General features: G+C 68.2%; 20 protein-coding genes and 2 tRNA genes. 14 read left to right on the forward strand and 8 right to left on the reverse strand.

What is annotated here, in order from left to right; genetic code table 11:
* Positions 1-28 precede the first annotated feature (28 nt).
* The 3 genes from LQ566_RS02345 to LQ566_RS02355 form a co-directional block, all read right to left on the reverse strand.
* Complete coding sequence (locus tag LQ566_RS02345; protein ID WP_231089950.1) at positions 29-847, reverse strand: ABC transporter substrate-binding protein; 819 nt, start codon at positions 845-847, stop codon at positions 29-31.
* A 117-nt stretch (positions 848-964) separates the two neighbouring features.
* Positions 965-1,681 (reverse strand): SDR family NAD(P)-dependent oxidoreductase, encoded by a 717-nt coding sequence (locus tag LQ566_RS02350; protein ID WP_231089951.1) that lies wholly within the window; start codon positions 1,679-1,681, stop codon positions 965-967.
* A 121-nt stretch (positions 1,682-1,802) separates the two neighbouring features.
* Positions 1,803-1,873 (reverse strand) — tRNA-Gly (locus LQ566_RS02355).
* Positions 1,874-2,047: 174 nt separating this feature from the next.
* On the opposite strand from LQ566_RS02355, the gene LQ566_RS02360 reads away from it, so the two are divergent.
* From LQ566_RS02360 to LQ566_RS02390, 7 genes are all read left to right on the forward strand, one after another.
* Positions 2,048-2,124: transfer RNA gene (locus LQ566_RS02360), tRNA-Pro, on the forward strand.
* 78 nt (positions 2,125-2,202) lie between these two features.
* Positions 2,203-3,675 (forward strand): trigger factor, encoded by a 1,473-nt coding sequence (gene tig / locus LQ566_RS02365; RefSeq protein WP_231089952.1) that lies wholly within the window; start codon positions 2,203-2,205, stop codon positions 3,673-3,675.
* Positions 3,676-3,743: 68 nt separating this feature from the next.
* Positions 3,744-4,247: a tetratricopeptide repeat protein gene (locus tag LQ566_RS02370; protein WP_231089953.1), complete on the forward strand. Its 504-nt coding sequence runs from the start codon at positions 3,744-3,746 to the stop codon at positions 4,245-4,247.
* A gap of 93 nt (positions 4,248-4,340) precedes the next feature.
* Positions 4,341-4,925 carry an ATP-dependent Clp protease proteolytic subunit gene (locus tag LQ566_RS02375; protein WP_231089954.1) on the forward strand — a complete coding sequence of 195 codons (585 nt, stop codon included), beginning with the start codon at positions 4,341-4,343 and terminating at the stop codon, positions 4,923-4,925.
* Positions 4,926-4,947: 22 nt separating this feature from the next.
* On the forward strand, positions 4,948-5,613 hold the full coding sequence (locus tag LQ566_RS02380) for an ATP-dependent Clp protease proteolytic subunit (protein ID WP_231089955.1): 666 nt from the start codon (positions 4,948-4,950) through the stop codon (positions 5,611-5,613).
* Between the two features lie 115 nt (positions 5,614-5,728).
* On the forward strand, positions 5,729-6,997 hold the full coding sequence (gene clpX, locus LQ566_RS02385) for an ATP-dependent Clp protease ATP-binding subunit ClpX (protein WP_231089956.1): 1,269 nt from the start codon (positions 5,729-5,731) through the stop codon (positions 6,995-6,997).
* Complete coding sequence (locus LQ566_RS02390) at positions 6,994-7,641, forward strand: hypothetical protein (RefSeq protein ID WP_231089957.1); 648 nt, start codon at positions 6,994-6,996, stop codon at positions 7,639-7,641. Before clpX ends, LQ566_RS02390 begins: the two co-directional genes overlap by 4 nt.
* Before the next feature lie 265 nt (positions 7,642-7,906).
* On the opposite strand, the gene LQ566_RS02395 is transcribed toward LQ566_RS02390, so the two are convergent.
* A complete protein-coding gene (locus LQ566_RS02395; RefSeq protein WP_231089958.1) occupies positions 7,907-8,404 on the reverse strand; it encodes a GyrI-like domain-containing protein in 498 nt (165 codons plus the stop codon).
* 54 nt (positions 8,405-8,458) lie between these two features.
* Positions 8,459-10,507 carry a M3 family metallopeptidase gene (locus LQ566_RS02400; protein WP_231089959.1) on the reverse strand — a complete coding sequence of 683 codons (2,049 nt, stop codon included), beginning with the start codon at positions 10,505-10,507 and terminating at the stop codon, positions 8,459-8,461.
* Between the two features lie 246 nt (positions 10,508-10,753).
* On the opposite strand from LQ566_RS02400, the gene LQ566_RS02405 reads away from it, so the two are divergent.
* Both LQ566_RS02405 and LQ566_RS02410 read left to right on the forward strand, forming a co-directional pair.
* Positions 10,754-11,407, forward strand: a complete 654-nt coding sequence (locus LQ566_RS02405) for an ArsR/SmtB family transcription factor (RefSeq protein WP_231089960.1) — start codon at positions 10,754-10,756, stop codon at positions 11,405-11,407.
* Positions 11,407-11,646 carry a hypothetical protein gene (locus LQ566_RS02410; RefSeq protein WP_231089961.1) on the forward strand — a complete coding sequence of 80 codons (240 nt, stop codon included), beginning with the start codon at positions 11,407-11,409 and terminating at the stop codon, positions 11,644-11,646. The genes LQ566_RS02405 and LQ566_RS02410 overlap by 1 nt, the downstream gene beginning before the upstream one ends.
* A gap of 192 nt (positions 11,647-11,838) precedes the next feature.
* Here LQ566_RS02410 and LQ566_RS02415 read toward each other — a convergent pair whose 3' ends face one another.
* The 3 genes from LQ566_RS02415 to LQ566_RS02425 form a co-directional block, all read right to left on the reverse strand.
* The gene (locus tag LQ566_RS02415; RefSeq protein ID WP_231089962.1) at positions 11,839-12,057 is read right to left on the reverse strand and encodes a hypothetical protein; all 219 of its coding nucleotides are present in this window, start codon (positions 12,055-12,057) and stop codon (positions 11,839-11,841) included.
* Complete coding sequence (gene valS, locus LQ566_RS02420) at positions 12,057-14,630, reverse strand: valine--tRNA ligase (protein WP_231089963.1); 2,574 nt, start codon at positions 14,628-14,630, stop codon at positions 12,057-12,059. The genes LQ566_RS02415 and valS overlap by 1 nt, the downstream gene beginning before the upstream one ends.
* 84 nt (positions 14,631-14,714) lie before the next feature.
* Positions 14,715-15,374, reverse strand: coding sequence for a pentapeptide repeat-containing protein (locus LQ566_RS02425; RefSeq protein ID WP_231089964.1), 660 nt, complete (start codon positions 15,372-15,374; stop codon positions 14,715-14,717).
* Between the two features lie 304 nt (positions 15,375-15,678).
* Between LQ566_RS02425 and LQ566_RS02430 the strand changes: the two genes are divergently transcribed.
* The 5 genes from LQ566_RS02430 to LQ566_RS02450 all read left to right on the forward strand — a co-directional run bounded on the left by LQ566_RS02430 (position 15,679) and on the right by LQ566_RS02450 (position 22,115).
* Positions 15,679-17,325: an ABC transporter substrate-binding protein gene (locus LQ566_RS02430; protein WP_231089965.1), complete on the forward strand. Its 1,647-nt coding sequence runs from the start codon at positions 15,679-15,681 to the stop codon at positions 17,323-17,325.
* A 37-nt stretch (positions 17,326-17,362) separates the two neighbouring features.
* Entirely contained in the window at positions 17,363-18,310 is a 948-nt protein-coding gene (locus LQ566_RS02435; protein WP_231089966.1) for an ABC transporter permease, read from the forward strand.
* Positions 18,307-19,110, forward strand: a complete 804-nt coding sequence (locus tag LQ566_RS02440; protein ID WP_231089967.1) for an ABC transporter permease — start codon at positions 18,307-18,309, stop codon at positions 19,108-19,110. The genes LQ566_RS02435 and LQ566_RS02440 overlap by 4 nt, the downstream gene beginning before the upstream one ends.
* Positions 19,107-20,663 carry an ATP-binding cassette domain-containing protein gene (locus tag LQ566_RS02445; protein ID WP_231089968.1) on the forward strand — a complete coding sequence of 519 codons (1,557 nt, stop codon included), beginning with the start codon at positions 19,107-19,109 and terminating at the stop codon, positions 20,661-20,663. Before LQ566_RS02440 ends, LQ566_RS02445 begins: the two co-directional genes overlap by 4 nt.
* A gap of 225 nt (positions 20,664-20,888) precedes the next feature.
* The gene (locus tag LQ566_RS02450) at positions 20,889-22,115 is read left to right on the forward strand and encodes a P-loop NTPase family protein (protein ID WP_231089969.1); all 1,227 of its coding nucleotides are present in this window, start codon (positions 20,889-20,891) and stop codon (positions 22,113-22,115) included.
* Positions 22,116-22,124: the final 9 nt, after the last annotated feature.

The raw sequence follows: 22,124 nt of genomic DNA on the forward strand, positions 1-22,124 counted from the left end.
GTCGTTGCGGACCGGCCCGTTCACGCGGTCAGTTGCCGAACCACTCGGCTTCGAGCTTGTCCAAGTCGCCCGAGCTCTTCAGCTCGCCGAGCGTCTTGTTGACCGCGGCCAGCATGTCGGCGTTGCCCTTGGGGACCGCGATGCCGAGCTGCTCGCCGGTCTTGATCTCCTCGACCACCTCGAAGTCGCTCTCGCCCTTGATGGCGAACTTGAGCACCGACTGGTTGCCGAGCGAACCCGCCGTGGCACCCGACTTCAGCGACTGGATCTGGAGGCCCGAGTCCTCGTATCCGATGGTGGACAGACCGTTCTCCTGGCCGTAGGCCTCACCGGTCGTCGCGGTCTGCACGCCGATCTCCTTGCCCTTCGCGGTCTCGATGGACGTGATGCCCGAGTCCTTCTTGGCGATGAGAACCAGGTCGTCGTCGTAGTAGGGGTCCGAGAAGTCGACGTTCTGCTTGCGCTCGTCGGTGATCGAGATCGACGACGCCGCGATGTCGCAGTCGGTCTTGAACAGACCCGACGTGATCGCGTCGAACGAGGAGTCGACGACGTTGAGCTCGAGGCCCAGGTCCTCGGCGATCGCCGCGGTGATGTCGATGTCGAAGCCGACCGCCTTCCCGTCCTTCATGGATTCGAAGGGCTCATAGGGGATGTCGGAGCAGACGGTGAGCTTGCCGTCCACGACGGTCTTCAGGCCGCTGCCGGTGCCGGCATCCGTGCCGGACGACGCCGTCGAACCGGCGTCGCCACCGGCCTGGGTGCCACCGGTGCTGCAACCGGTGAGTGCGAGCGAGCCGGCTGCGGTGAGCACGGCGATCGCGAGAAGGGACTGACGCAACTTCATGGTGTACCTCTTGCGTGATCATCGGGAGATTTGTTGCCTGAGCATAGCGGCACCCGTCGCCCGCACGCGTTACGTCCGTGTCTCGATCCGGTTTCGGTAGCCCCTGACGGGCGCAGATCAGCGAAGTTCCACGCGGGGGCGCACCCATACCTCCGTGATCTGCGTGTCGGCCGGCGCGTCGATGACGTGGCGCACCGAACGAGCCACCGTCGTGGGCAGGATGCGGCGGCCGTCCTCGTCGCGAGTCAGGCCTTCTGCGGCCAGTGCGCCGGCGGTGGCGGTCGGGCCGGGCGAGACGGTGCTGACCCGGATGCCGTCGGGCTCGAGCTCCTGCCGGAGGGCGTCTGCGTAGGCCTGGAGCGCATGCTTCGTCGCGCCGTACACGACGTGGCCGGCAGCAGCGCGCCGCGACGCCCCGGATCCGATGAACACGACGCTCCCGCGCGTGTCGCGGAGGCGCGGGAGCAGCACGCGCGTCAGCTCGGCCGGCGCCACCACGTTCACATCGAGTAGCTCGCGCCAGAGGTCGACCGTCGCAGTCTCCGCGGTCGTGTGGGGAAGGAGCGCCGCACCGTGCACGACCGCATCGACGCGGGGGAGCGCGGTCAGCGCCGCCTCGATGCCGGCCGGGTCGCCCAGATCGAGAACGAGCGGGATGATCGCCCCGGCGGCGGCGCGTGCCGCCACCTGGCCCAGCCGCGCGTCGTCGCGACCGATCGCGACGACCGTCCGGTCCTGTGCCAGGTCGACCGCGATCTCCGCGCCGATCCCTGACGAGGCGCCCGTCACGACGACGAGCGGGCGGGTGGGATCGAGGTCAGCGAGAACGGACATGCCTCGACGCTAGCGCCGGCGCCGGCGGGCGCGATGCCGTGGCGTCATATTCCTGAACGAAACGGATCCGGCTCTCAGACGAAGAACGCCCCGGTTCGGGTGGAGCCGAACCGGGGCGAAGAGGGGATGACGGGAATCGAACCCGCGTGACCAGTTTGGAAGACTGGGGCTCTACCATTGAGCTACATCCCCGCACTGCAGCAGCAGCGGGACCACTCTACCTGATCTGGTGCGTGCTCTCGCACACCGTCGACGGCCGGGCGCGTCGGGGCGAGAATCGCCCGGTAACCCGGGTGTGAACCGGAACCCACCTCGTCGGCTAGACTTTTGGAGGCCGTTTCGTGCCCGCGCGCAGGCGTGGAATCCCGGGGCGTAGCTCAGCTTGGTAGAGCGCCCGCTTTGGGAGCGGGAGGTCGCAGGTTCAAATCCTGTCGCCCCGACCAACGGCCCCCTCAAGACTCAGCACGAAGAACTCGCACGTCCACGCGTGCGGGAACGCTACAAGGAAGAGACGCACAAGCATGGTGAAGAGCACCGTCGAGAAGCTCAGCCCGACCCGGGTGAAGCTGCACATCACGGTCACGCCCGAGGAGCTTCAGCCCTCGATCAAGCACGCCTACGAGCACATCGCCCAGGACGTGCAGATCCCCGGCTTCCGCAAGGGCAAGGTGCCCGCCCCGATCATCGACCAGCGCATCGGCCGTGGCGCCGTCATCGAGCACGCTGTGAACGAGGGCCTGGACAGCTTCTACCGTGAGGCCGTCACCGCTCACGAGGTGCGCATCGTCGGTCGCCCGGCCGCGGAGATCATCGAGTGGCCGGCGGAGAAGGACTTCTCCGGTGACCTGATCGTCGACGTCGAGGTTGACGTCGTCCCGGACTTCGAGCTCCCGGACCTTTCGGGCATCACCCTGACGGTTGACGCCGTCGAGGTCGACGAGAACGCCGTCTCCGAGGAGCTGGACCGTCTGCGCAGCCGCTTCGGCACGCTCGTCACGGTGGACCGTCCCGCGAAGTCCGGCGACTTCGTCGAGCTCGACCTCGTTGCCACCATCGACGGCAACGAGATCGACCGTGCCGAAGGCGTGTCTTACGAGGTCGGCTCGGGCGAGCTGCTCGAGGGCACCGACGAGGCCGTCGAATCGCTGACTGCCGGCGAGGACACCACCTTCCGCTCCAAGCTGATCGGTGGCGAGCACGCCGGTTCCGAGGCGGAGGTTTCCCTCACCGTCAAGGCGGTCAAGGAGCGCGAGCTGCCTGAGGCCGACGACGACTTCGCTCAGATCGCGAGCGAGTTCGACACGATCGCCGAGCTGCGCGAGAGCCTGAAGGAGCGCGTCGCTTCGCAGGGTGCCTTCTCGCAGGGTTCCGCCGCGCGCGACAAGCTGGTTGAGGCGCTCATCGAAGCCACCGACATCCCGGTGCCCGCCGCCCTCGTCGAGGACCAGGTGCACCAGCACCTGGAGCAGGAGGGGCGTCTGGAGGACGACGAGCACCGCGCTGAGGTGACCGAGGCGAGCGAGAAGCAGTTCCGCACGCAGGTGATCCTCGACCGCATCGCCGAGCAGTCCAAGGTCCAGGTGTCGCAGGACGAGCTGACCCAGTACCTGGTGCAGTCCGCCGCACAGTACGGCATGGCGCCCCAGGAGTTCGTCGAGATCCTCCAGCAGGGCAACCAGCTGCCCTCGCTGGTGGGCGAGGTCGCGCGCAACAAGGCGCTCGCCGTCGCGCTCGGCAAGGTCACGGTCGTCGACACCGACGGCAAGGCTGTCGATCTGAGCGACTTCGTCGCGATTGAGGACGACGCCGAGGAGAGCCCCGCCGAGGAGGCTCCCGCCGAGGAGAAGCCGGCCAAGAAGGCTCCCGCGAAGAAGGCTCCCGCCAAGAAGGCCGCCGCGGCCGACGAGGCTGCAGCGGAGGAGAAGCCCGCGAAGAAGGCTCCCGCCAAGAAGGCTCCCGCCAAGAAGGCGGCGCCCAAGAAGGACGCCGAGTAATCACCACGCGTGACCGAGGGGTGGATGACGATGTCATCCACCCCTCGTCGTATCCGGAGGAGAAGTAGATGATCGAGATCGACTCGGCGGAATTCGCCGCGTGGCAGGAGCGCATCGATGCCGTGTGGCAGGACCGCTCGCTCTCGGACGAGGAGCGGATCGAGCGGATCGACCTGCTCGCGTCGGAGCTGGGGGCGGATCACCCGGTCGCGCTCTTCGAGCGTGCCGGGGCACGTGACAGCGCCGGACGGGAGCAGGAGGCGGAGCCCCTCTACCGCGCGGCGCATGCAGCCGGGCTCGATCCCCGCCGCCGCACGCGCGCCGTGATCCAGCTCGCAAGCACGATCCGCAATCTGGGGAAGGTCGACGAGGCGCTGGCTCTGCTGGCGGCCGAGCATGACCTCACCCGCGGGGGTGCACTTCATGATGAGGCCTCCGCGTTCTACGCGCTGGCGCTCGCCTCCGCCGGTCAGCCGAACGACGCCCTGGCGGTCGCCCTCACGGCGCTCGCGCCCCACCTGGAGCTCTATCAGCGCTCGGTGACCGCGTACGCGGCACAGTTGCGCGACTGAAGGTGCCACGCACGTCTGCCGAGGGCGAACACGGCCGGTGCCGCCCGAGCGCGCCGGTAGATTCGTTATCACCAACACGAAACGGGAGCACTCATGGCTGAACCCCTCATGGCGACCAGCGTCTTCGACCGGTTGCTGAAGGACCGCATCATCTGGCTCGGCGCCGAAGTCCGCGACGAGAACGCCAACGAGATCTGCGCCAAGATCCTGCTGCTCGCGGCCGAGGACCCGAACAAGGACATCTACCTCTACATCAACTCGCCCGGCGGCTCGATCACCGCGGGCATGGCGATCTACGACACGATGCAGTTCGTGCCCAACGACATCGTCACCGTCGGTATCGGCATGGCCGCGTCGATGGGCCAGCTGCTGCTCACCAGCGGCACCAAAGGCAAGCGGTACATCACCCCGAACGCCCGCGTGCTGCTGCACCAGCCGCACGGCGGCTTCGGTGGCACGGCCAGCGACATTCAGACGCAGGCGCAGCTCATCATCTCGATGAAGAACCGCCTCGCCGAGATCACCGCAGCTCAGACCGGCAAGTCCGTCGAGCAGATCAACGAGGACGGCGACCGCGACCGCTGGTTCACCGCCGAGGAAGCACTGGAGTACGGCTTCGTCGACCACATCCGTGAGCACGCCACCGACGTGCACGGCGGCGGCGGAACCCAGGCCTGAGACCGAGAGAAGGAACACTCCTATGAACATGCCGACCTTCGGCCTCCCGCAGGGCGTGGCAATGCCGTCCTCGCGCTACATCCTCCCGCAGTACGAGGAGCGCACGGCGTACGGCTACAAGCGCCAGGACCCCTACAACAAGCTGTTCGAAGACCGCGTGATCTTCCTCGGCGTGCAGGTGGACGATGCCTCCGCCGACGACGTCATGGCGCAGCTGCTCGTGCTGGAGAGCCAGGACGCGGACCGCGACATCACGATGTACATCAACTCGCCCGGTGGCTCGTTCACCGCGATGACGGCGATCTACGACACCATGCAGTACGTGGCCCCCGACATCCAGACGGTGGTGCTCGGTCAGGCGGCATCCGCGGCCTCCGTGCTCCTCGCTGCCGGAACGCCCGGCAAGCGTCTGGCACTGCCGAACGCCCGCGTGCTGATGCACCAGCCCGCCGTCGGCGAAGCCGGACACGGCCAGGCATCGGACATCGAGATCCAGGCCGCGGAGATCCTCCGCATGCGCACGTGGCTCGAGGAGACGATGGCGCGCCACACCGGCCGTCCGGCTGCCGAGGTGCACAAGGACATCGACCGCGACAAGATCCTCTCCGCCCAGCAGGCGCTGGAGTACGGCATCGTCGACCAGGTCCTGACGTCGCGCAAGCGCACGACGCCCGCACTCACCAAGTGAGTCACCACGGATGCCCGGCCCGTGTGGCCGGGCATCCGTCGTTTCATGTCGGATATCCCCTCGGATGTCCGAGGGTGCGGTTAGGCTCGAAGCAATCGTTGATCAGGGAGGCGACATGGCACGGATCGGTGAAAGCGCCGATGTCTTCAAGTGCTCGTTCTGCGGAAAGAGCCAGAAGCAGGTGCAACAGCTGATCGCCGGACCCGGCGTCTACATCTGCGACGAGTGCGTGGAGCTGTGCAACGAAATCATCGAGGAGCGGATGGCGGAGTCGGCCTCCGGCACCGTCGCCGAGTTCGACTTGCCCAAGCCTCGTGAGATCTTCTCGTTCCTCGATGAGTACGTCATCGGCCAGCTGCAGGCCAAGCGTGCGCTCTCGGTGGCCGTGTACAACCACTACAAGCGCGTTCGCGCCCGCAGCGCCCTCCAGCCGGCCGAGCAGAAGGCCGACGACATCGAGATCGCCAAGAGCAACATCCTGATGATCGGCCCCACCGGTTGCGGGAAGACCTATCTCGCCCAGACGCTTGCCAAGCGGCTCAACGTGCCGTTCGCGGTCGCGGACGCCACCGCGCTGACGGAGGCGGGCTACGTGGGCGAGGATGTGGAGAACATCCTCCTCAAGCTCATCCAGGCGGCTGACTACGACGTCAAGCGGGCTGAGACCGGGATCATCTACATCGACGAAGTCGACAAGATCGCCCGCAAGGCTGAGAACCCCTCCATCACGCGTGACGTGTCGGGCGAGGGTGTGCAGCAGGCTCTGCTGAAGATCCTCGAAGGCACCGTGGCGTCGGTGCCCCCGCAGGGCGGTCGCAAGCATCCGCACCAGGAGTTCATCCAGATCGACACCACCAATGTGCTGTTCATCGTGGCGGGAGCCTTCGCGGGACTGGAAGACATCGTGTCCGCTCGTGTGGGCAAGCACGGCGTCGGCTTCGGTGCACCGCTGCACGACAAGAGCGCGACCCAGGACATCTTCGCGGACGTCCTGCCCGAGGACCTGCACAAGTTCGGTCTGATCCCGGAGTTCATTGGTCGTCTGCCCGTCGTGGCATCGGTGTCGCCCCTCGACCAGGAGGCGTTGATGGAGATCCTCACCGTTCCGCGCAACGCTCTGGTCAAGCAGTATCAGCGCATGTTCGAGCTGGACGGTGTGGAACTCGATTTCGACGACGATGCGCTGCGCGCGATCGCCGACCTCGCCGTCGAACGGAAGACCGGAGCTCGCGGCCTCCGCGCGATCCTCGAAGACGTGCTCGGGCCGATCATGTTCGAGATCCCCTCCGCCGATGATGTCGCCAAGGTGATCGTGACGCGTGCAGCCGTCGACGATGGCGACGCTCCCACTGTGATCCTCAAGGAGAACCGCAAGAGCGCATGAGCGAGCGCTACGCGGCGATTCGCGCGCTCTGGGAGATCGAGTCCACGGCGCGAATCGGTTACCCGGGCGACGTCCTCGACGACTGGCTGCGTCGCTTCGGTGCCGTCCCGGCTGCGCTGCGCGAGTACTACACGACACTCGGCGCTCACGTCGGAATGAACCATACGCAGGATCAGCTTGTCGCCCCAGCGAACACGCCCGGCACCGTGTACCGGATCGACGGCGACGACGCCACCGACGTGCTCGTCTTCTACGTCGAGAATCAGCTGGCCCTGCAGTGGGGCGTCCTCGCCGCCGACTGCGTCGAGGACGATCCGGCGGTTCAGGTCCTCCGCGACGGGGAATGGGAACCCACGGGCGATTGCGTGAGCACCTTCCTGACCGCCCAGGCGCATCTGCAGCGGCTCTACGCATATGAAGACTGGAGCGAAGAGTTCCTCGCTATCGACCGTGAGGGATGGGGTCGGCTGCGGGACTTCCTCCCCGCTCGGGGAATCGTTGCCGACCTCTACGGCGGGGTCGAGTTCTTCGGTGGCCCCGGAGTGGTGCTCGCCTTCTTCCGGGACAGCTCTTCGGTCGTCTTCGGGTGCGCCGACGCGCAGCTCCTGAACTCATTGTTCGCATACTTCGCCCGCATGGGCTGAGTTTCGCACGTCCGGTTCCCGCGCCGGCGCGGTCGGCGGGCGGGCCGCCGGGGCACCCGGTGAGAGTTGTTCGCCCGCGGTAGCTGATCTCGCAGCTCCGGTTCCCGTGCTGGTGCGGTCGGCTGGAGGTTGCCTGCGCCGGTCGTTTCCGATCAGCGGCGGAGCGTCAGCGTCGGGTTCCCGCGCCGCTGCGGCTGTATTGGCGGCCCGTCCGGCCAACCTGCGCGACGTTGTCCGCCGGCACCGGCTGGGATCGCCGCCCGGCTCAGCGCAGCGGCAGCATCAGGTCCGTGCGCAACTCCTCGGCGGGGGTCGCCGACGGGTCACTGACGTACACCTCTGTCCAGTCTCCGCGCGTCTGCCCCTGCGCGGACGCGAAGTCGGTGAGCGTCGTCCAGGCTGACGGGAGGTGGTCGAAGGGACCGATCGCGGACAGGATCGCCGTCCGGGCAGCGGGAATCGCCCCGGTGGTCACCGTGAGATCGCCGGTCGTGTAGATCGTGGGCATACCTTCGACGGGGAATCCCACCTCGAGATCGAACTCGCCGTGCGGGTCGCCGATGTACCGGCCGAACGGGGCTCCGTTCGGCGTCATCGCGCCTTCGGCGATCGCCTGGCGGAGCGCTCCGAACGCGCCGTCATAGATCGATGACAGCGCCGCCATGGTGATGCCGCGGAAGCGGATCACTGCGGTGGCGATCTCGGAGACCTCCACGATCGTGGGGGCGGTGAACGGTTCGCGCGAAGCGGGCAGCAGGGTCATCGTCGTCCTTTCTCAGCGCCCGACATTACGGGATGCGCGGCCGCCGCGGAAGCCTCAGTCCACAAGCCCCCGTCGCGCGAGCAGCGGGCCGATCTGCGGATCGCGGCCCCGGAAGTCGCGGTACGCCTCGCGAGGATCTTTCGCGCCGCCGACTCCCAGCAGGCGCTCCCGGAAGCGGTCACCGCCTGCGCGGCTCAGACCGCCGTTGTCTGCGAACCACTCCACGGTGTCGGCGTCCATGACCTCGGACCAGATGTACGAGTAGTATCCGGCTGAGTAGCCCCCCGCGAACACGTGTGAGAAGTACGCCGTCGAGTAGCGTGTCGGCACCGTGTCCGAGGCCAGCCCGATCTCAGCGAGCGCCGCAGCCTCGAACGCGTCGATGCTGTCGACCATCTCGGCCTCCGCTGAACTCAGCGAGTGCCAGGCGAAGTCGAGCCAGGCCGCGGCAAGATACTCGGAGGTCTGGAAGCCCTGGTTGAACGTCTCGGCCGCGTTCAGGCGATCGATGACGCTCCGATCGATCGGCTCACCCGTCTCGACGTGACGGGCGTAGTTGTCGAGCACCTCGGGCCACAGCATCCACATCTCGTTGACCTGGCTCGGAAACTCGACGAAGTCGCGGAACACGTTCGTGCCCGAGAACATCGGGTACCGCGTTCGCGCGAACAGGCCGTGCAGCGCATGGCCGAACTCGTGGAAGAGCGTCGACACTTCATCGAAGGTGAGCAGAGTGGGCCCCTCGGTGGGCTTCGGGACGTTGAGGTTGTTCATCACGACCGGGAGGGTGCCTTCGAGATCGCTCTGCTCGACGATCGGATTCATCCAGGCGCCGCCGCGCTTGGTGTCGCGGGTGAAGAGGTCGAGTGCGTAGAGGCCCACCACCGTCCCGTCGTCGTCGCGGACTTCGAAGACCCGCACGTCGGGGTGATAGGTCGGAAGATCATCGCGTTCGTGGAACGTGACGCCGTATGCACGGGTGGCGGCGTAGAACACGCCGTCCTGCAGCACGCGGGTGGCCTCGAACCACGGGCGCAGTGCGGCCGTGTCGACGTCATACTCAGCTGCGCGGACCTTCTCGGTGTAGAACGCCCAGTCCGAGGCTTCGAGTGGCCGGGCTGCCTCGGACGCATCCAGCATCTGCTGCAACAGCTCACGCTCCGCACGTGCGTTGCGAGCCGCTGCCGGTGCCAGCCGCCGCAGCATGGCAGTGACCGCCTCGGGAGAGCCGGCCGTCTCGTCGGCGGTGACGTAGGCAGCGTGATTCGGATACCCCAGCAGCTCCGCACGGCGGGCACGCAATCGCACGATCTCCAGCACGAGATCCGCGTTGTCCCACGCGTTGCCACGGTGACCGCGCGAACGAGACGCGGCCATGATGCGACGGCGCGTCTGCGGGTCGGTGAGCACGGCGAGCGACGGGTGCCCGGTGAAGTTCATGAGGGTCAGAAGGTAGCCCGGCCGGCCGCGCTCGTCGGCAGCGGCCTTCAGCGCTGCGAGTTCCGCGTCGGTGAGGCCGTCCAGATCTGCGGCATCGTCGAAGTGAACGGCGAGATCGTTCGTGTCGGCGAGCAGGTTCTTCTCGAACTGCGTGGTCAGGACCGACAAGCGTGCGTTCAGGGCCGTCAGGTCCGCCTTCGCGGCGTCGTCGAGAGCAGCACCGGCGTGCGTCATCGTGCGATAGCGCCGCTCCAGGAGGTAGGCGTCTTCGCCGGTGAGGCCGAGCGACTCGCGCTGCTCCCACAGCGTGCTGATGCGCTGGTACAGGTGCGCGTCGAGGGTGATCGCGTCGAAGTGCGCCGACATCAACGGTGCCAGCGTCTCCTCGATCGCCTGGATCTCGTCTGTCGCATCCGCGGAGCTCACGGTGAAGAAGGCGTTGGCAATCCGGCGCAGCATCCCGCCGCTGCGCTCCAGCGCCACGAGCGTGTTCTCGAACGTCGGCATCGAGCGCACCCGTGTGATCGCGTCGATCTCGCCCCGATGCTGCGCGAACGCCGCCTCGAACGCCGGCAGGTAGTGCTCCGGCCGGATGCGGTCGTATGGCGGAACTTCGTAGGGGAGGGATGACGGAACGAGCAGGGGATTGGCGTCGACGGTCATCCTGCCACCCTATCCGCGCACTCTCGCGTTTGCCGCTGCACGCGCGCCCCCGCCCGTGCTCGACAGGCTGCGGCGGTGCTGGACGCCGTGCCGCGAGACGTCGTCTGCGGGCGACGATCGGCGCAACGCTGGCATTCTCGCGCACGCAGACGGAGTTGCCGCGGGCCAGCAAGGAGCGTGCAGTTCCAAAGAAGTCATTGCAAAGAACTGCTTGCAAAGAAGAACTTGCAAAGATATCTTTGCACTATGAGCAACAATGAGGGCGCCGAACGGCGGGAGATCGCGCCGCTGTCGAGCGCGGCCATGCGTGCGCTGTCGCACCCGCTGCGGGTGGAGATCATCGACATCCTCGGGCAGCGAGGGCCGCAGACGGCGAGCAGCCTCGGGCGACTGGTGGGGGAGTCCTCCGGCGCCACCAGCTATCACCTGCGAGCGTTGGCCAAGCACGGCATCGTCGTCGAGGTCCCGGATCGCGGCAGTGCTCGCGAGCGTTGGTGGGACGTGGATCCCGACGGACTCCGCCTGGACATCGCCACCGAGGCGACTTCCCCCGCCGGGCGCGCTGCCGCGGAGATCCTGACGACGGAGATGTTCCGGCGTCGCAACGCGCAGCTCATGGACTTCCTCCGCGCGAGCACCCGGGGCGGCGCGGACTTCTCGGATCGTGACGCGACTCTGGCGACCTCGAACATGCGCCTCACGCTGGAGCAGTTCGCGGTACTTCGCGACGAACTGGAAGCCGTGCTCACCCGTGCCAAGGCGATGGCGAAAGAGAACGGCGAGACCGGAGGCGTGCTCTACTCGGTGCGCACCGACGTGTTCCCGCTCGTGCTGGACGATGCGCCCGAGTCGCGTCACAACCACCCGCAACACCCCACGACGAACGAGGAGATGAACTGATGACCGCTGTTGCCGCACCCAGAACCACCATCATTCCCGTGGTGTACGGACCGCTCACCACGCCGACCCTGGTGCGGACGAATCGCGCGACGCTCGGTGAGCGCGGGATCCTCTCGCTTGCAGCCGCGGTGCAGCGCGCGATCGCGCGTCGTGTCGAGGTTCGCGCCCGGCGTGAATCCGCGCTCCACGCGCATCGGGAGACCGCCGCGGAGGCCTGGCGCTACCTCGGCACTCGCTGACGCGGGCCTCGTCACGGCCACCACTCCGCTCGCACCGGCGACAACTCCGCTCGCACCGGCGACAACTCCGCTCGCACCGGCGACAACCCGACTGGCGTCGGCAACTAGTGCACTCGCGTCCGTGGCGATTGCGACTGTGGGCGAGAGCCGCCGCAACGCGGTGATTCTCGCCCACAGGGGAACTCTCGCGGATCAGTCTTGCCAGGGGCGACCGATCACGGAGCCGTCCGGGAGCTCAACTACCTCGACACCCGAGTCGAGTTCCGCCACAGCCCGGCCCTCCAGCCAGGTGAGCGTCCAATGGGACCCGGCGGGGGCGTCTGCGTCGGCCTGCGCGATCGCGTCACGCAGGGCGGCCGGCACGCTGGGCGGTGGGACGGTGCCTGCCGCCCAGCGGGTGCCGAGCTGCATCATGCCTCCGGGGTCGGAGCGAGTTCGATCTCCACGACCGCGAGCTCCGCGCCATCGACGAACTGCAGGTCCTCGATCCGGCCGACCGCCGCGAGATCGACGGCGGCACTCGACAGCGCGACGCGCACCGCCTCGGGCGCCGCGACGATGGCGCGGGCCACCGGCGTCTTCTGGGACGCCTTGGCCTCCGTCTTCGCACGGCGGATGCCGATCAGCGCCGCACTCGCCGCGATGAGGACGGCGGTGTCGCCACCGCGCTCGCCCGGGACGGGCCACGGCGCGGTGTGGATGGATCCCTCGTTGAACCAGGACCAGGATTCCTCGGTGGCGAACGAGATGACGGGTGCCAGCAGTCGCAGCAGGGCCGACAGCGCGATCCGCAGCGCCGCCACGGCCGATGCGCCCGTGGCGGCGCCCGCGTAGGCGCGCTCCTTCACCAGTTCCAGGTAGTCGTCGCAGAACGTCCAGAAGAACGACTCAGTGACCTCGAGCGCGCGAGCGTGGTCGTACTCGTCCAGAGCGCGCGTGGCATCGGCGATCACGGTGTCGAGGCCGGCGAGCATGCTGAGATCGAGCGCCTCGGTGACGGCGGCGTCGCCGGGGTCGCCGAAGGAGAGCACGAACTTGGCCGCGTTGAGGACCTTGATGGCGAGGCGGCGGCCGATCTTCACCTGCGTCGGGTTCTGCGGGTCGAACGCGGCGTCGGCACCGAGGCGGCTCGATGCTGCCCAGTAGCGGACGGCGTCGGTGCCGTGCTGAGTGAGGATGTCGGCCGGGGTGACCACGTTGCCCTTGGACTTGGACATCTTCTTACGGTCCGGATCCACGATGAAGCCCGAGATGGCAGCGTCCGTCCAGGGGGAGCGGTCGTCCTCAAGAGTGCTGCGCAGCATCGTGGAGAACAGCCACGTGCGGATGATGTCCTGGCCCTGCGGTCGCAGATCGAACGGGGACACCAGGTCCCAGAGCTCGGTGTCGCGCTCCCAGCCACCCGCCAGCTGGGGCGTGAGCGAGGACGTCGCCCAGGTGTCGAAGATGTCCATCTCGCCGTCGAAGCCGCCGGCCTGGCCGCGCTGGTCCTCGGTGTACCCCGCGGGCACATCCGTGGTCGGGTCGATCGGCAGCTGCGCGACATCGGGGACGAGCACCCGGCCGTAGTCCCGTTCTCCGTTCTCATCCAGGGCGTACCACACCGGAATCGGCACGCCGAAGAAGCGCTGGCGCGAGACCAGCCAGTCTCCGGTCAGGCCGCCAACCCAGTTCTCGTAGCGCACACGCATGAAGTCCGGGTGCCAGTTCAGCTCACGACCGAGCTCGACGAGCCGCTCACGCAACTGCGGGTCGCGGGCGCCGTTTCGGATGTACCACTGGCGGGTGGAGACGATCTCCAGCGGCCGGTCGCCCTTCTCGAAGAACTTCACGGGGTGGGTGAACGGCCGCGGATCGCCGAGCATCTCGCCCGAAGCCTGCAGCAGCTCCACCATCTGCTTCTTGGCGCTGAACACCGTCTTGCCGACGAGTTCGCCGTACGCGGCGATCCCGGCCTCGGACGTGATCGCCTCGGGCCGCTCCTCCACGATGCGCCCGTCCTTGCCGATGATGGTGCGGTTGGGCAGATCCAGCTCGCGCCACCAGATGATGTCGGTCACGTCACCGAAGGTGCAGACCATTGCGATGCCCTTGCCCTTGTCAGGCTGTGCCAGGTGGTGCGCGAGGACGGGCACTTCGACGCCGAACACCGGGCTCGTGACGGTGCTGCCGAACAGCGGCTGGTAGCGCTCGTCGTCGGGGTGGGCTACGAGCGCGACGCACGCTGCAAGCAGCTCCGGTCGAGTCGTGTCGATCTCGACGTCGCCGCTCGGGCCGTGGAAGACCAGCGTGTGGTAGGCGGACGGCTGCTCGCGGTCTTCGAGCTCGGCCTGTGCGATCGCCGACCGGAAGTCGATGTCCCACAGCGTGGGCGCCAGGTCCTGGTACGCCTCACCGCGCTCCAGGTTGCGCAGGAACGCCAGCTGGCTGGTGCGGATCGTGTCGTCGGAGATCGTCCGGTAGGTCTGCGTCCAGTCCACGGAGAGACCGAGCTGACGGAAGACCGCCTCGAACTGCTTCTCGTCCTCGACGGTCAGCTCTTCGCACAGCTCGATGAAGTTGCGGCGCGAGATCGGCTGCTGGTCCGCAGCCTTGGAGGACTTGTTGTCCCCGCCGCGGAATGGGGGAATGAAGTCGGGGTCGTACGGCAGCGACGGGTCACACCGCACGCCGTAGTAGTTCTGCACGCGGCGCTCCGTGGGAAGTCCGTTGTCGTCCCATCCCATCGGGTAGAACACGCTCTTGCCGCGCATGCGCTCGAAGCGCGCCTTGATGTCGGTGTGCGTGAACGAGAACGCATGACCGATGTGGAGGCTGCCCGAAGCGGTCGGCGGCGGGGTGTCGATGGAGTACACGGACGCGCGACCCTGCGCGGACGCCACGCCGCGATCGAACCGGTAGACACCGGTCTGCTCCCACTGCTCGGACCACTTGGCCTCGAGACCTTCGAGGGCGGGCTTGTCGGGAATCTGCGCGTCGGCCATGGGGTCTCCAGAGGCGATATGTGCGGCACCGTGTGAGCGTGCCTGAGTGTTTGGGAGAGACCAGTCTACGTGCTCGTGCGTCGCTCAGTCCGTCACGTACACGCCGAGAGCGGTCGCGAGAGCAGTCGCGGCGAGCTGGGCCTGGAGGGAGGTGATCGTCGCCCCGGCGAGCCCGCGCGGGTCGAGATGGTGCCCGATGTCCAGACCGCGCAGGTCGACGTCGGTGTTGCGCGTCTTACGGAGGTCGAGTTCGTCGACGCGGGAATCGGCGAACCGTACGCGTGTGAGCGAGGCGGCGGGCGCGTCGAGCGACCCGAAAACAGTACGCGACACCTCGACGTCCGCGGCGGAGGCCCGCCCGGCGCTGAGGTAGTCGACCCGGGAATCCTCGATGATCAACTCGGAGATCTCGGCGTCCGCGAGGTCCAGACTGCCGATGCGGCTGGAGCGAATCCGCACGCGCCGAAGGTGGGAGCCGCGCAGCGAAAGCGACGCGATCTGAACGGTGTCGAACTCGAGGTCGCGCAATCCGCCGTGGGCTGCGTCCAGGCGATCGATCGTCCCTCCGGCGAACCGTGAGCCGCTGAGGTCGGCGTACGGCGCGTCGAATGCTCCGCGCGCGTCGGCCCACTCGACCTCCTCCGCGGTGATGCCACGGCGCGGCTGGGGGCCGGGCTCGAACTCGGCGGGGAGATCGGGAGCGGCAGCCTGTGGTGGGCGGAGAGGGCGTGATGTGCGAGCCATGCGGGCAGTCTAGGGACGGCATCGGACAAACAAGGAATGGAATGGGTCGAGGTCCGGGGTCAGGGGACTGCGTGAATCGCGACGGTGGCAACCGCCGTGCGCGAGAGGCGACGATTCATGCTTGCGCTACACCGAGCGGGAGGGGTGCCGCGCCCGACCCGAACGGGCGCGGCACCGTGTCGCGGAGGATCTCACGTCGACGTCCGGCCGCTGGAGGGCCGGTGCGGTAATTGCACCGCGTCCAACAACCGTAGCGGATGCGGTAGGTTGGATGCATCCCTGACCCGCAATCCGAGGATCCCGCATGTCTGCTCGTTCCGTCGGCCGCCGAGTGCTGGCCGCGCTGTCTCTGACCGTCGCTGCGACGATCGTTCTCGCCGGCTGCGCCGGATCCGATGCGCCCGCATCGGGCGGGACCGGCTCCGCCGACGGGACCGCCCCTTCGGGTGAGCTCACCTGGGCCATCGCCGGCGCCACCCTGTCCGAGGGACACATGGATCCGCAGACGAGCCAGATGGATGTGACCGCCATGGTGCAGCGCGTCGTCTTCGATTCCCTGGTCTTCCAGAACGCGGATGGTTCCTTCTCGCCGTGGCTCGCCAGCGCGTGGGAGGTCTCCGAGGACGGACGCAGCTACACGTTCACCCTGCGTGACGACGTCACGTTCACGGACGGCGAGAAGTTCGACGCCGCGGCGGTGAAGGCGAACTTCGATCGCATCGTGGCCCCCGACACGGCTTCGGCGCAGGCTGCGAGCATGCTGGGCGGAGAGAACTACGCGGGAACCACCGTCATCGACGACACGACCGTTCGCGTGGACTTCCACGAGCCCTACGCGCCGTTCCTGCAGGCTGCGAGCACGCCGCTGCTCGGTTTCTACTCGCCCCGTGTGCTCACCGAGTCTCTCGACAAGCTCAAGGCCGGGGGTCCGGATGTGACCGTGGGCACGGGGCCCTACGTCCTGAGCGAGTACACCGCTGATCAGGAGATCGTGTACACCGCGAATCCTGACTACGCCTGGGGGCCGCAGGGCCAGAAGACGCCGTCCGTCCAGACGCTGCGCGTCTCCCTCGTCCCCGAGCCCTCCGTACGCACCGGAATGGCGAACTCGGGAGAGGCTCAGCTGGTGAGCGAGCTGCCCCCGAGTTCGGTCGCAGAGCTCAACCCCGACCTGACCGTGGACACCAAGGCCTACCCGGGCATGCCGTACTCGCTGTTCCTCAATGAGAAGTACGGTGTGTTCGCCGATCAGAAGGTCCGTCAGGCTTTCGAGCTCGGGATCGACGTGGACAGCGCTGTCGAGTCGATCTTCGACGGCCAGTTCGAGCGCGCCTGGAGCGTGCTGGGCCCCACCACACCGATGTACGACGCGGCGATCGAGGGCACGTGGGCGTTCGATCCGAAGAAGGCGGAGGCACTCCTCGACGAAGCCGGGTGGACCGGCCGGGACGCCGACGGATACCGCACCAAGGACGGCAAGCGACTCAGCGCCCGCTGGATCGCGTGGACTCCGATCCCCGACGACCGCACGGCGCTCGGCAACGCCATCCAGTCGGATCTGAAGAAGATCGGCTTCGAGGTGGTTCGCGAAGCGCTCGAGCCCGGTGCTTACAACGAGCAGTACGGCCCGAAGACCTATGACATCACCGACTGGGGCTTCTCGGGGGTGGACCCGGACTACCTGCGCTCGCATCTGGCGACCGACGGTTTCCAGAACGCCTCGCAGGTGTCCGACCCGGCGGTCGACGCACTCGTCGCGAAGGGCGCCGAGACGGTCGACCCGACCGAGCGGGCCGCGGTCTACACCGAACTGCAGGAGTGGAACGCCCAGCACGTCGCGATCGTGCCGCTCTACGTGCCTGCCCTCATCAGCGCGAGTGCTCCGTCGGTATCAGGACTGACGTTCGACCTGTACGGTCGCCCACTCTTCTACGACGCCTCGATCGACTGAGTTGGTCAGGACGGCCCCGCGGCGGCGGCGCGACGGAGTGATCCGTCGCGCCGCCATCGGCGTGTTCGGGGGAGTGCTTCTGCTGTGGGTGGCCGCGACGGTCTCGTTTCTGCTCATGCGGGTGATCCCCGGCGATCCGGTGGCCGTCATGCTCGGTCCGCAGGCGAACGTGTCCGAAGAGGTCAAGCAGCGCCTGCGCGAGCAACTGGGCCTGGACCGTCCGCTGCCGCAGCAGTACCTGGACTACTTGGCCGGCTTGCTGCGCGGCGACTTCGGCGAGTCGTTCCAGCTGCGGCTGCCGGTCACCGAGGTGATCGGGCGGCAGCTCGGGGCCACGCTCCAGCTCACCCTCGCGGCGCTGGGAATCGCGCTGGCGCTGGTGCTGATCGTCGCGATCGTGGCGCGCACGCGCCGCACCCGCGCGGTGGCCGCCACGGTGGAGCAGGTCCTGCTCGGTATGCCGGTGTTCTGGATCGGACTGATCCTGCTCTCGGTCTTCGCGTTCGGCCTCGGCTGGTTCCCGGTCTCGGGATCACGCCCGGGCTCGCTCGTGCTGCCCGCTCTCACGTTGGCCCTTCCCACCGCAGCGCTGCTGGGCCAGTTGCTGCGCGACGGCCTGGAGCAGGCGGAGCGATCGGAGTTCGCCGAGACGGTTCGCGCCCGTGGCGCCGGTGACGTGCGACTGTTCGCTCACCACACGCTCCGTCATGCCGCGGTGGGGACGCTGCCGATGGTCGCCTACCTGATCGGCTCGCTCCTCGGCGGCGCGGTGCTCGTGGAGACCGTGTTCGCGCGCCCCGGCCTCGGTCGTGTCACGCTGGCGGCGATCATGGACCGGGACGCTCCCGTGCTGAGCGGGGTTCTGCTGCTGAGCTGCGCCGTGTTCGTCGTGGTCTCGCTGTTGTCCGACCTGGCCGTTCCGCTCCTGGACCCGCGTCGGCGGGCACGCTCGGCTCGCCCGCGCGCGGCGGAGGATGCCGCATGATCCGCCGCGCGCTCCTCGCCGTTGCAGGTGTCTTCCTTCTCGTCCTTGTGGCCATGGCGGTGGCGCCGCAGCTCTTCACGACGGCCGATCCGCTGCTTGCCGACGTGAGCTCCCGGCTCCTGCCGCCGAGCGCCGATCACCTGTTCGGAACCGATCAGAGCGGACGTGACGTGTTTGCGCGGGTCGTCCACGGTGCGAGGTCGTCGCTGGGCGTGGGGGTCTCCGCGGTGATCGTGGCACTCGTCATCGGCACCCTGCTGGGGTGGCTCATCGGAAGCGCACCGCGCCCGGTGGACGCCGTGGTGATGCGCGTGATCGATCTCGCTCTCGCTGTTCCCGAGTTCCTCGTCGCCCTCGTCGTCGTGGCCCTTCTCGGCCCGGGCGCGGGGAACGTGGCCGTCGCGGTGACGCTGGCAGTGATCCCGATCTACGTTCGGTACGCGCGCGGTCACACGCGCGCCATCGCTGCGGAGGAACATGTGGAGGCGGCACGCATGCTGGGCCTTCCGGCGCTTACGGTCTCCGTGCGTCACGTGCTGCCCGCCGTCATGCGTCGGCTCACCGTGCTCGCAACGATCGGGATCGGAAGCACGATCCTCGCCGTGGCCGGTCTTGGCTTCCTCGGTCTCGGCGCTGGCGAGCCTGCGCCGGAGTGGGGGCTGATGCTCGCCGGCGGACGCAACGTGCTGGCGCGGGCGTGGTGGGTCACGCTGTTTCCGGGCCTGGCGATCACCCTGACCGTCGTGTGCGCGAGCCTCATCGGCCGGGCCCTGCGTGAGCGAGTGGAGGGCCTTCGATGAGCGGAATCCGCCTGCAGGGCCTTGTCATCGCCGATGGCGCGGGCGAGCGCTCGCGCGAACTCGTCCGGGTCGACGAACTCCAGGTCGCCCCCGGGGAATGCGTCGCCGTCGTCGGCGAGTCCGGAGCCGGAAAATCGCTGCTGCTGCGTGCGCTGCTGGGGCTCGTTCCCCGGCCGCTGCAGGTGAGCGCGGCACGGATGGATGTGGACGGGGTGGACATCGCGGGAGCCTCGGAGCGGGAGCTGCGGGCCGTTCGCGGGTCGCGGATCGCCCTGGTGGGCCAGGACGCCCTCGTCGCGCTCGACCCGCTGCGACGGGTGGCCGACGAGGTCTCCGAACCGCTGGCGATCCACACAGACCTGCGCCGGCGGGCGCGACGTGCTCGCGCGGTGGGGCTGCTCACCGACGTCGCGGTGGATCGACCGGCCCTGCGTGCTGCGCAGTATCCCCATGAGCTGTCGGGAGGCATGCGACAGCGCAGCCTGATCGCGTCCGCTCTGGCCGCGGACCCCCCGGTGCTCGCACTCGACGAGCCGACCACGGCCCTCGATGCCACCGTGCAGCGTCGCGTCCTCGAGCTGGTGCGCTCGCTCGCGGATGACGGACGCGCGGTGGTGCTGGTCAGCCACGACATCGCCGCCGTGTCCGCGATCGCGGATCGTGTCGTGGTGATGCGGGACGGACACGTGGTCGAGAGCGGAGCCACCGCGAGTGTGATCGCGTCGCCCTCTCATCCCTATACCCGCGAGCTGCTGACGTCAGCGCGCCGTCGCGCACCGGAGCGGCGGATGATCGGCGACCGGGAGCTGCTGAGCGCGCACAACCTCACCCGCCGGTTCGCGCATACGGCTGCGGTAAGCGATGTGTCGCTCCGCCTGAACAACGCAGAGGTCGTCGGTGTCGTCGGCGAGTCCGGTTCGGGCAAGTCCACGCTGGTACGGATGCTGCTGGGGGCGGAACAGCCCGATGAGGGCCGCGTGACGCTCGACGGGGCGGCATGGTCGCCCCTCCCGGAGTCGGCGCGCCGGAGCAGACGCACGCGGATCCAGCTCGTCGCACAGAATCCGCGCGGTGCCTTCCTGCCCACGTGGACGATCGGACGCACCATCGGCGAGGCGCTGGCGGCCGCAGGGGTGCCCCGGCGAGAGCATGCCGCTCGCATCGCGGAGCTGTTGGAGCGCGTGGAACTGGATCCCGCGTTCGCCGGGCGGCGACCCCGCACACTGTCCGGAGGCCAGCTCCAGCGGGCAGCCATCGCGCGTGCTCTCGCCGTGGCGCCGGACGTGCTGTTGCTGGATGAGCCGCTGTCCGCCCTGGACGTGTCCGTGGCCTCGCGGATCCTGGCGGTGCTGCGCCGGCTCCGGGATGAGGGGACGGCCATGGTACTGGTCTCCCATGACCTCGCCGTCGTGGGGGAACTCGCGGACCGGATCCTGGTGATGCGGGCCGGCCATGTCGTCGAAGAGGGTACGGCGACTGAGATCTTCTCCGCACCGGCGCATGCGTTCACGCGGGAACTGCTCGCGTCCCGGGCGGTGCTGCCGCCTTCCTAAATGAGATTCCCCTCATCTAGATGTCCATATCGCGCTTCCGGGGTCTGAGACGGATTATCGTCGTCGTGCAAGTGCCGTCCTCTCCGTCCCGCGTTCCGATCGCAGGACGGGGTCGCGGCGAAAGATAGACTCCGCCGTCACCTGGCGTTTCCCCGAGTCCGAACGAGGGGAGAAGTATGTCCTGTGTCGCCTGCACACATACGCGTACCAGGGGCGAGGTGTCCGGTGCAGCGTGAAACCTGGGTGAGGGAGTTCGCACCCGAGCTCCGCGCCGCGGCGCGATCATCGTTCGCCGTGCGACGCGTGCCGCCCCGATCGATGCGCACGCTCGTCGGCGGCGCCGTTCGCCCACGACCCGGCGACGTCGTGCTCGCGCGTATCGCGCGGCTTGGACATCATCGACACATCGAGCAGCCCCACGGTCGCCGGAGTGCGCTGCACGTGGACGACCTGATCATCGTGGCCTACGCGGATCGCTACGCCACGGATCAGTTCGAGTCCTATGTCCCGCGTCACCTGGGCCCGGTCAACCTCGTGGCCAGCGGAGGCATCGCCTCCGAGGCGCACACGCGAAGCCGCGCCGTCCGGGCCGCCACCGACATCGTCCCGATCGGACTGATCGGGGACGAGGCGGGCCGGCCGCTCAACGTTGCGGACTTCCGGCTGCCGACGGTCGACACCGCAGGGGAGCGACCGCGAACCATCGCTGTCCTCGGCACCGCGATGAACGCGGGCAAGACCACCACGATCCGTCACCTCGCTCACGGACTGGCGCGGGCCGGCGCCCGCCCCGGCGTGACGAAGGTCACCGGAACCGGCTCCGGCAACGACTACTGGGTGATGCTCGATGCCGGCGCCCACATGATGCTCGACTTCACCGATGCCGGTCTCGCATCGTCTTTTCGTCAGCCGACGAGCGTGCTGGAGGAGGTGACGGCCCAGCTCATCGGCAATCTCACCGTCGGCGGATGCGGCGTGAACCTTGTGGAGATCGCCGATGGTCTGCTGCAGCAGGACAACCGCCGGCTGCTGCAGTCCGAGCGCCTGCACGACCTGATCGATGCGGTCGTGTTCGCCGCCTCTGATGCCATGGGAGCCGTGCAGGGCGTGAGCATCCTCACGGACTTCGGCTTCGACGTGGTCGCCGCCTCCGGGACGATGACCGCATCCCCGCTGGCCGCCCGCGAGGCGGAAGCTGCTCTGGGCATCCCGGTGTGGGGGATCCCCGAGCTGGGCGATGCCCGTGCGGTTGCCCCGGTGCTCGGGGTCCCGGCATCGCTGCTGCATGAACCCGCCGAGCTTCCGCTTCCCGCGTGGCCCGTGGACATGCTGAACCCGGAGGCGACGCTCGCGGTGGCGAGCTCCGACACGGCGGCTGAGCTCGTTGCTCAGGCTGCGGCCGAGCGTGCCGACGTGCCGGCAGCCGGTCTGTTTCGTCCGGTGATGCCATGACGGACCGCC

Source organism: Microbacterium nymphoidis (assembly GCF_021044885.1).
Classification (GTDB): domain Bacteria; phylum Actinomycetota; class Actinomycetes; order Actinomycetales; family Microbacteriaceae; genus Microbacterium; species Microbacterium nymphoidis.

Excerpts from the sequence above, each read along its gene's own strand:
- LQ566_RS02350 (WP_231089951.1), bottom strand. The coding sequence starts at position 1,681 with ATGTCCGTTCTCGCTGACCTCGATCCCACCCGCCCGCTCGTCGTCGTG.
- LQ566_RS02415 (WP_231089962.1), bottom strand. The coding sequence starts at position 12,057 with ATGCAGCTCGGCACCCGCTGGGCGGCAGGCACCGTCCCACCGCCCAGC.
- LQ566_RS02395 (WP_231089958.1), bottom strand. The coding sequence starts at position 8,404 with ATGACCCTGCTGCCCGCTTCGCGCGAACCGTTCACCGCCCCCACGATC.
- LQ566_RS02440 (WP_231089967.1), top strand. The coding sequence starts at position 18,307 with ATGATCCGCCGCGCGCTCCTCGCCGTTGCAGGTGTCTTCCTTCTCGTC.
- LQ566_RS02430 (WP_231089965.1), top strand. The coding sequence starts at position 15,679 with ATGTCTGCTCGTTCCGTCGGCCGCCGAGTGCTGGCCGCGCTGTCTCTG.
- LQ566_RS02405 (WP_231089960.1), top strand. The coding sequence starts at position 10,754 with ATGAGCAACAATGAGGGCGCCGAACGGCGGGAGATCGCGCCGCTGTCG.
- clpX (WP_231089956.1), top strand. The coding sequence starts at position 5,729 with ATGGCACGGATCGGTGAAAGCGCCGATGTCTTCAAGTGCTCGTTCTGC.
- LQ566_RS02375 (WP_231089954.1), top strand. The coding sequence starts at position 4,341 with ATGGCTGAACCCCTCATGGCGACCAGCGTCTTCGACCGGTTGCTGAAG.
- LQ566_RS02370 (WP_231089953.1), top strand. The coding sequence starts at position 3,744 with ATGATCGAGATCGACTCGGCGGAATTCGCCGCGTGGCAGGAGCGCATC.
- LQ566_RS02380 (WP_231089955.1), top strand. The coding sequence starts at position 4,948 with ATGAACATGCCGACCTTCGGCCTCCCGCAGGGCGTGGCAATGCCGTCC.
- LQ566_RS02445 (WP_231089968.1), top strand. The coding sequence starts at position 19,107 with ATGAGCGGAATCCGCCTGCAGGGCCTTGTCATCGCCGATGGCGCGGGC.
- tig (WP_231089952.1), top strand. The coding sequence starts at position 2,203 with ATGGTGAAGAGCACCGTCGAGAAGCTCAGCCCGACCCGGGTGAAGCTG.
- LQ566_RS02400 (WP_231089959.1), bottom strand. The coding sequence starts at position 10,507 with ATGACCGTCGACGCCAATCCCCTGCTCGTTCCGTCATCCCTCCCCTAC.
- LQ566_RS02390 (WP_231089957.1), top strand. The coding sequence starts at position 6,994 with ATGAGCGAGCGCTACGCGGCGATTCGCGCGCTCTGGGAGATCGAGTCC.
- LQ566_RS02345 (WP_231089950.1), bottom strand. The coding sequence starts at position 847 with ATGAAGTTGCGTCAGTCCCTTCTCGCGATCGCCGTGCTCACCGCAGCC.
- valS (WP_231089963.1), bottom strand. The coding sequence starts at position 14,630 with ATGGCCGACGCGCAGATTCCCGACAAGCCCGCCCTCGAAGGTCTCGAG.
- LQ566_RS02425 (WP_231089964.1), bottom strand. The coding sequence starts at position 15,374 with ATGGCTCGCACATCACGCCCTCTCCGCCCACCACAGGCTGCCGCTCCC.
- LQ566_RS02410 (WP_231089961.1), top strand. The coding sequence starts at position 11,407 with ATGACCGCTGTTGCCGCACCCAGAACCACCATCATTCCCGTGGTGTAC.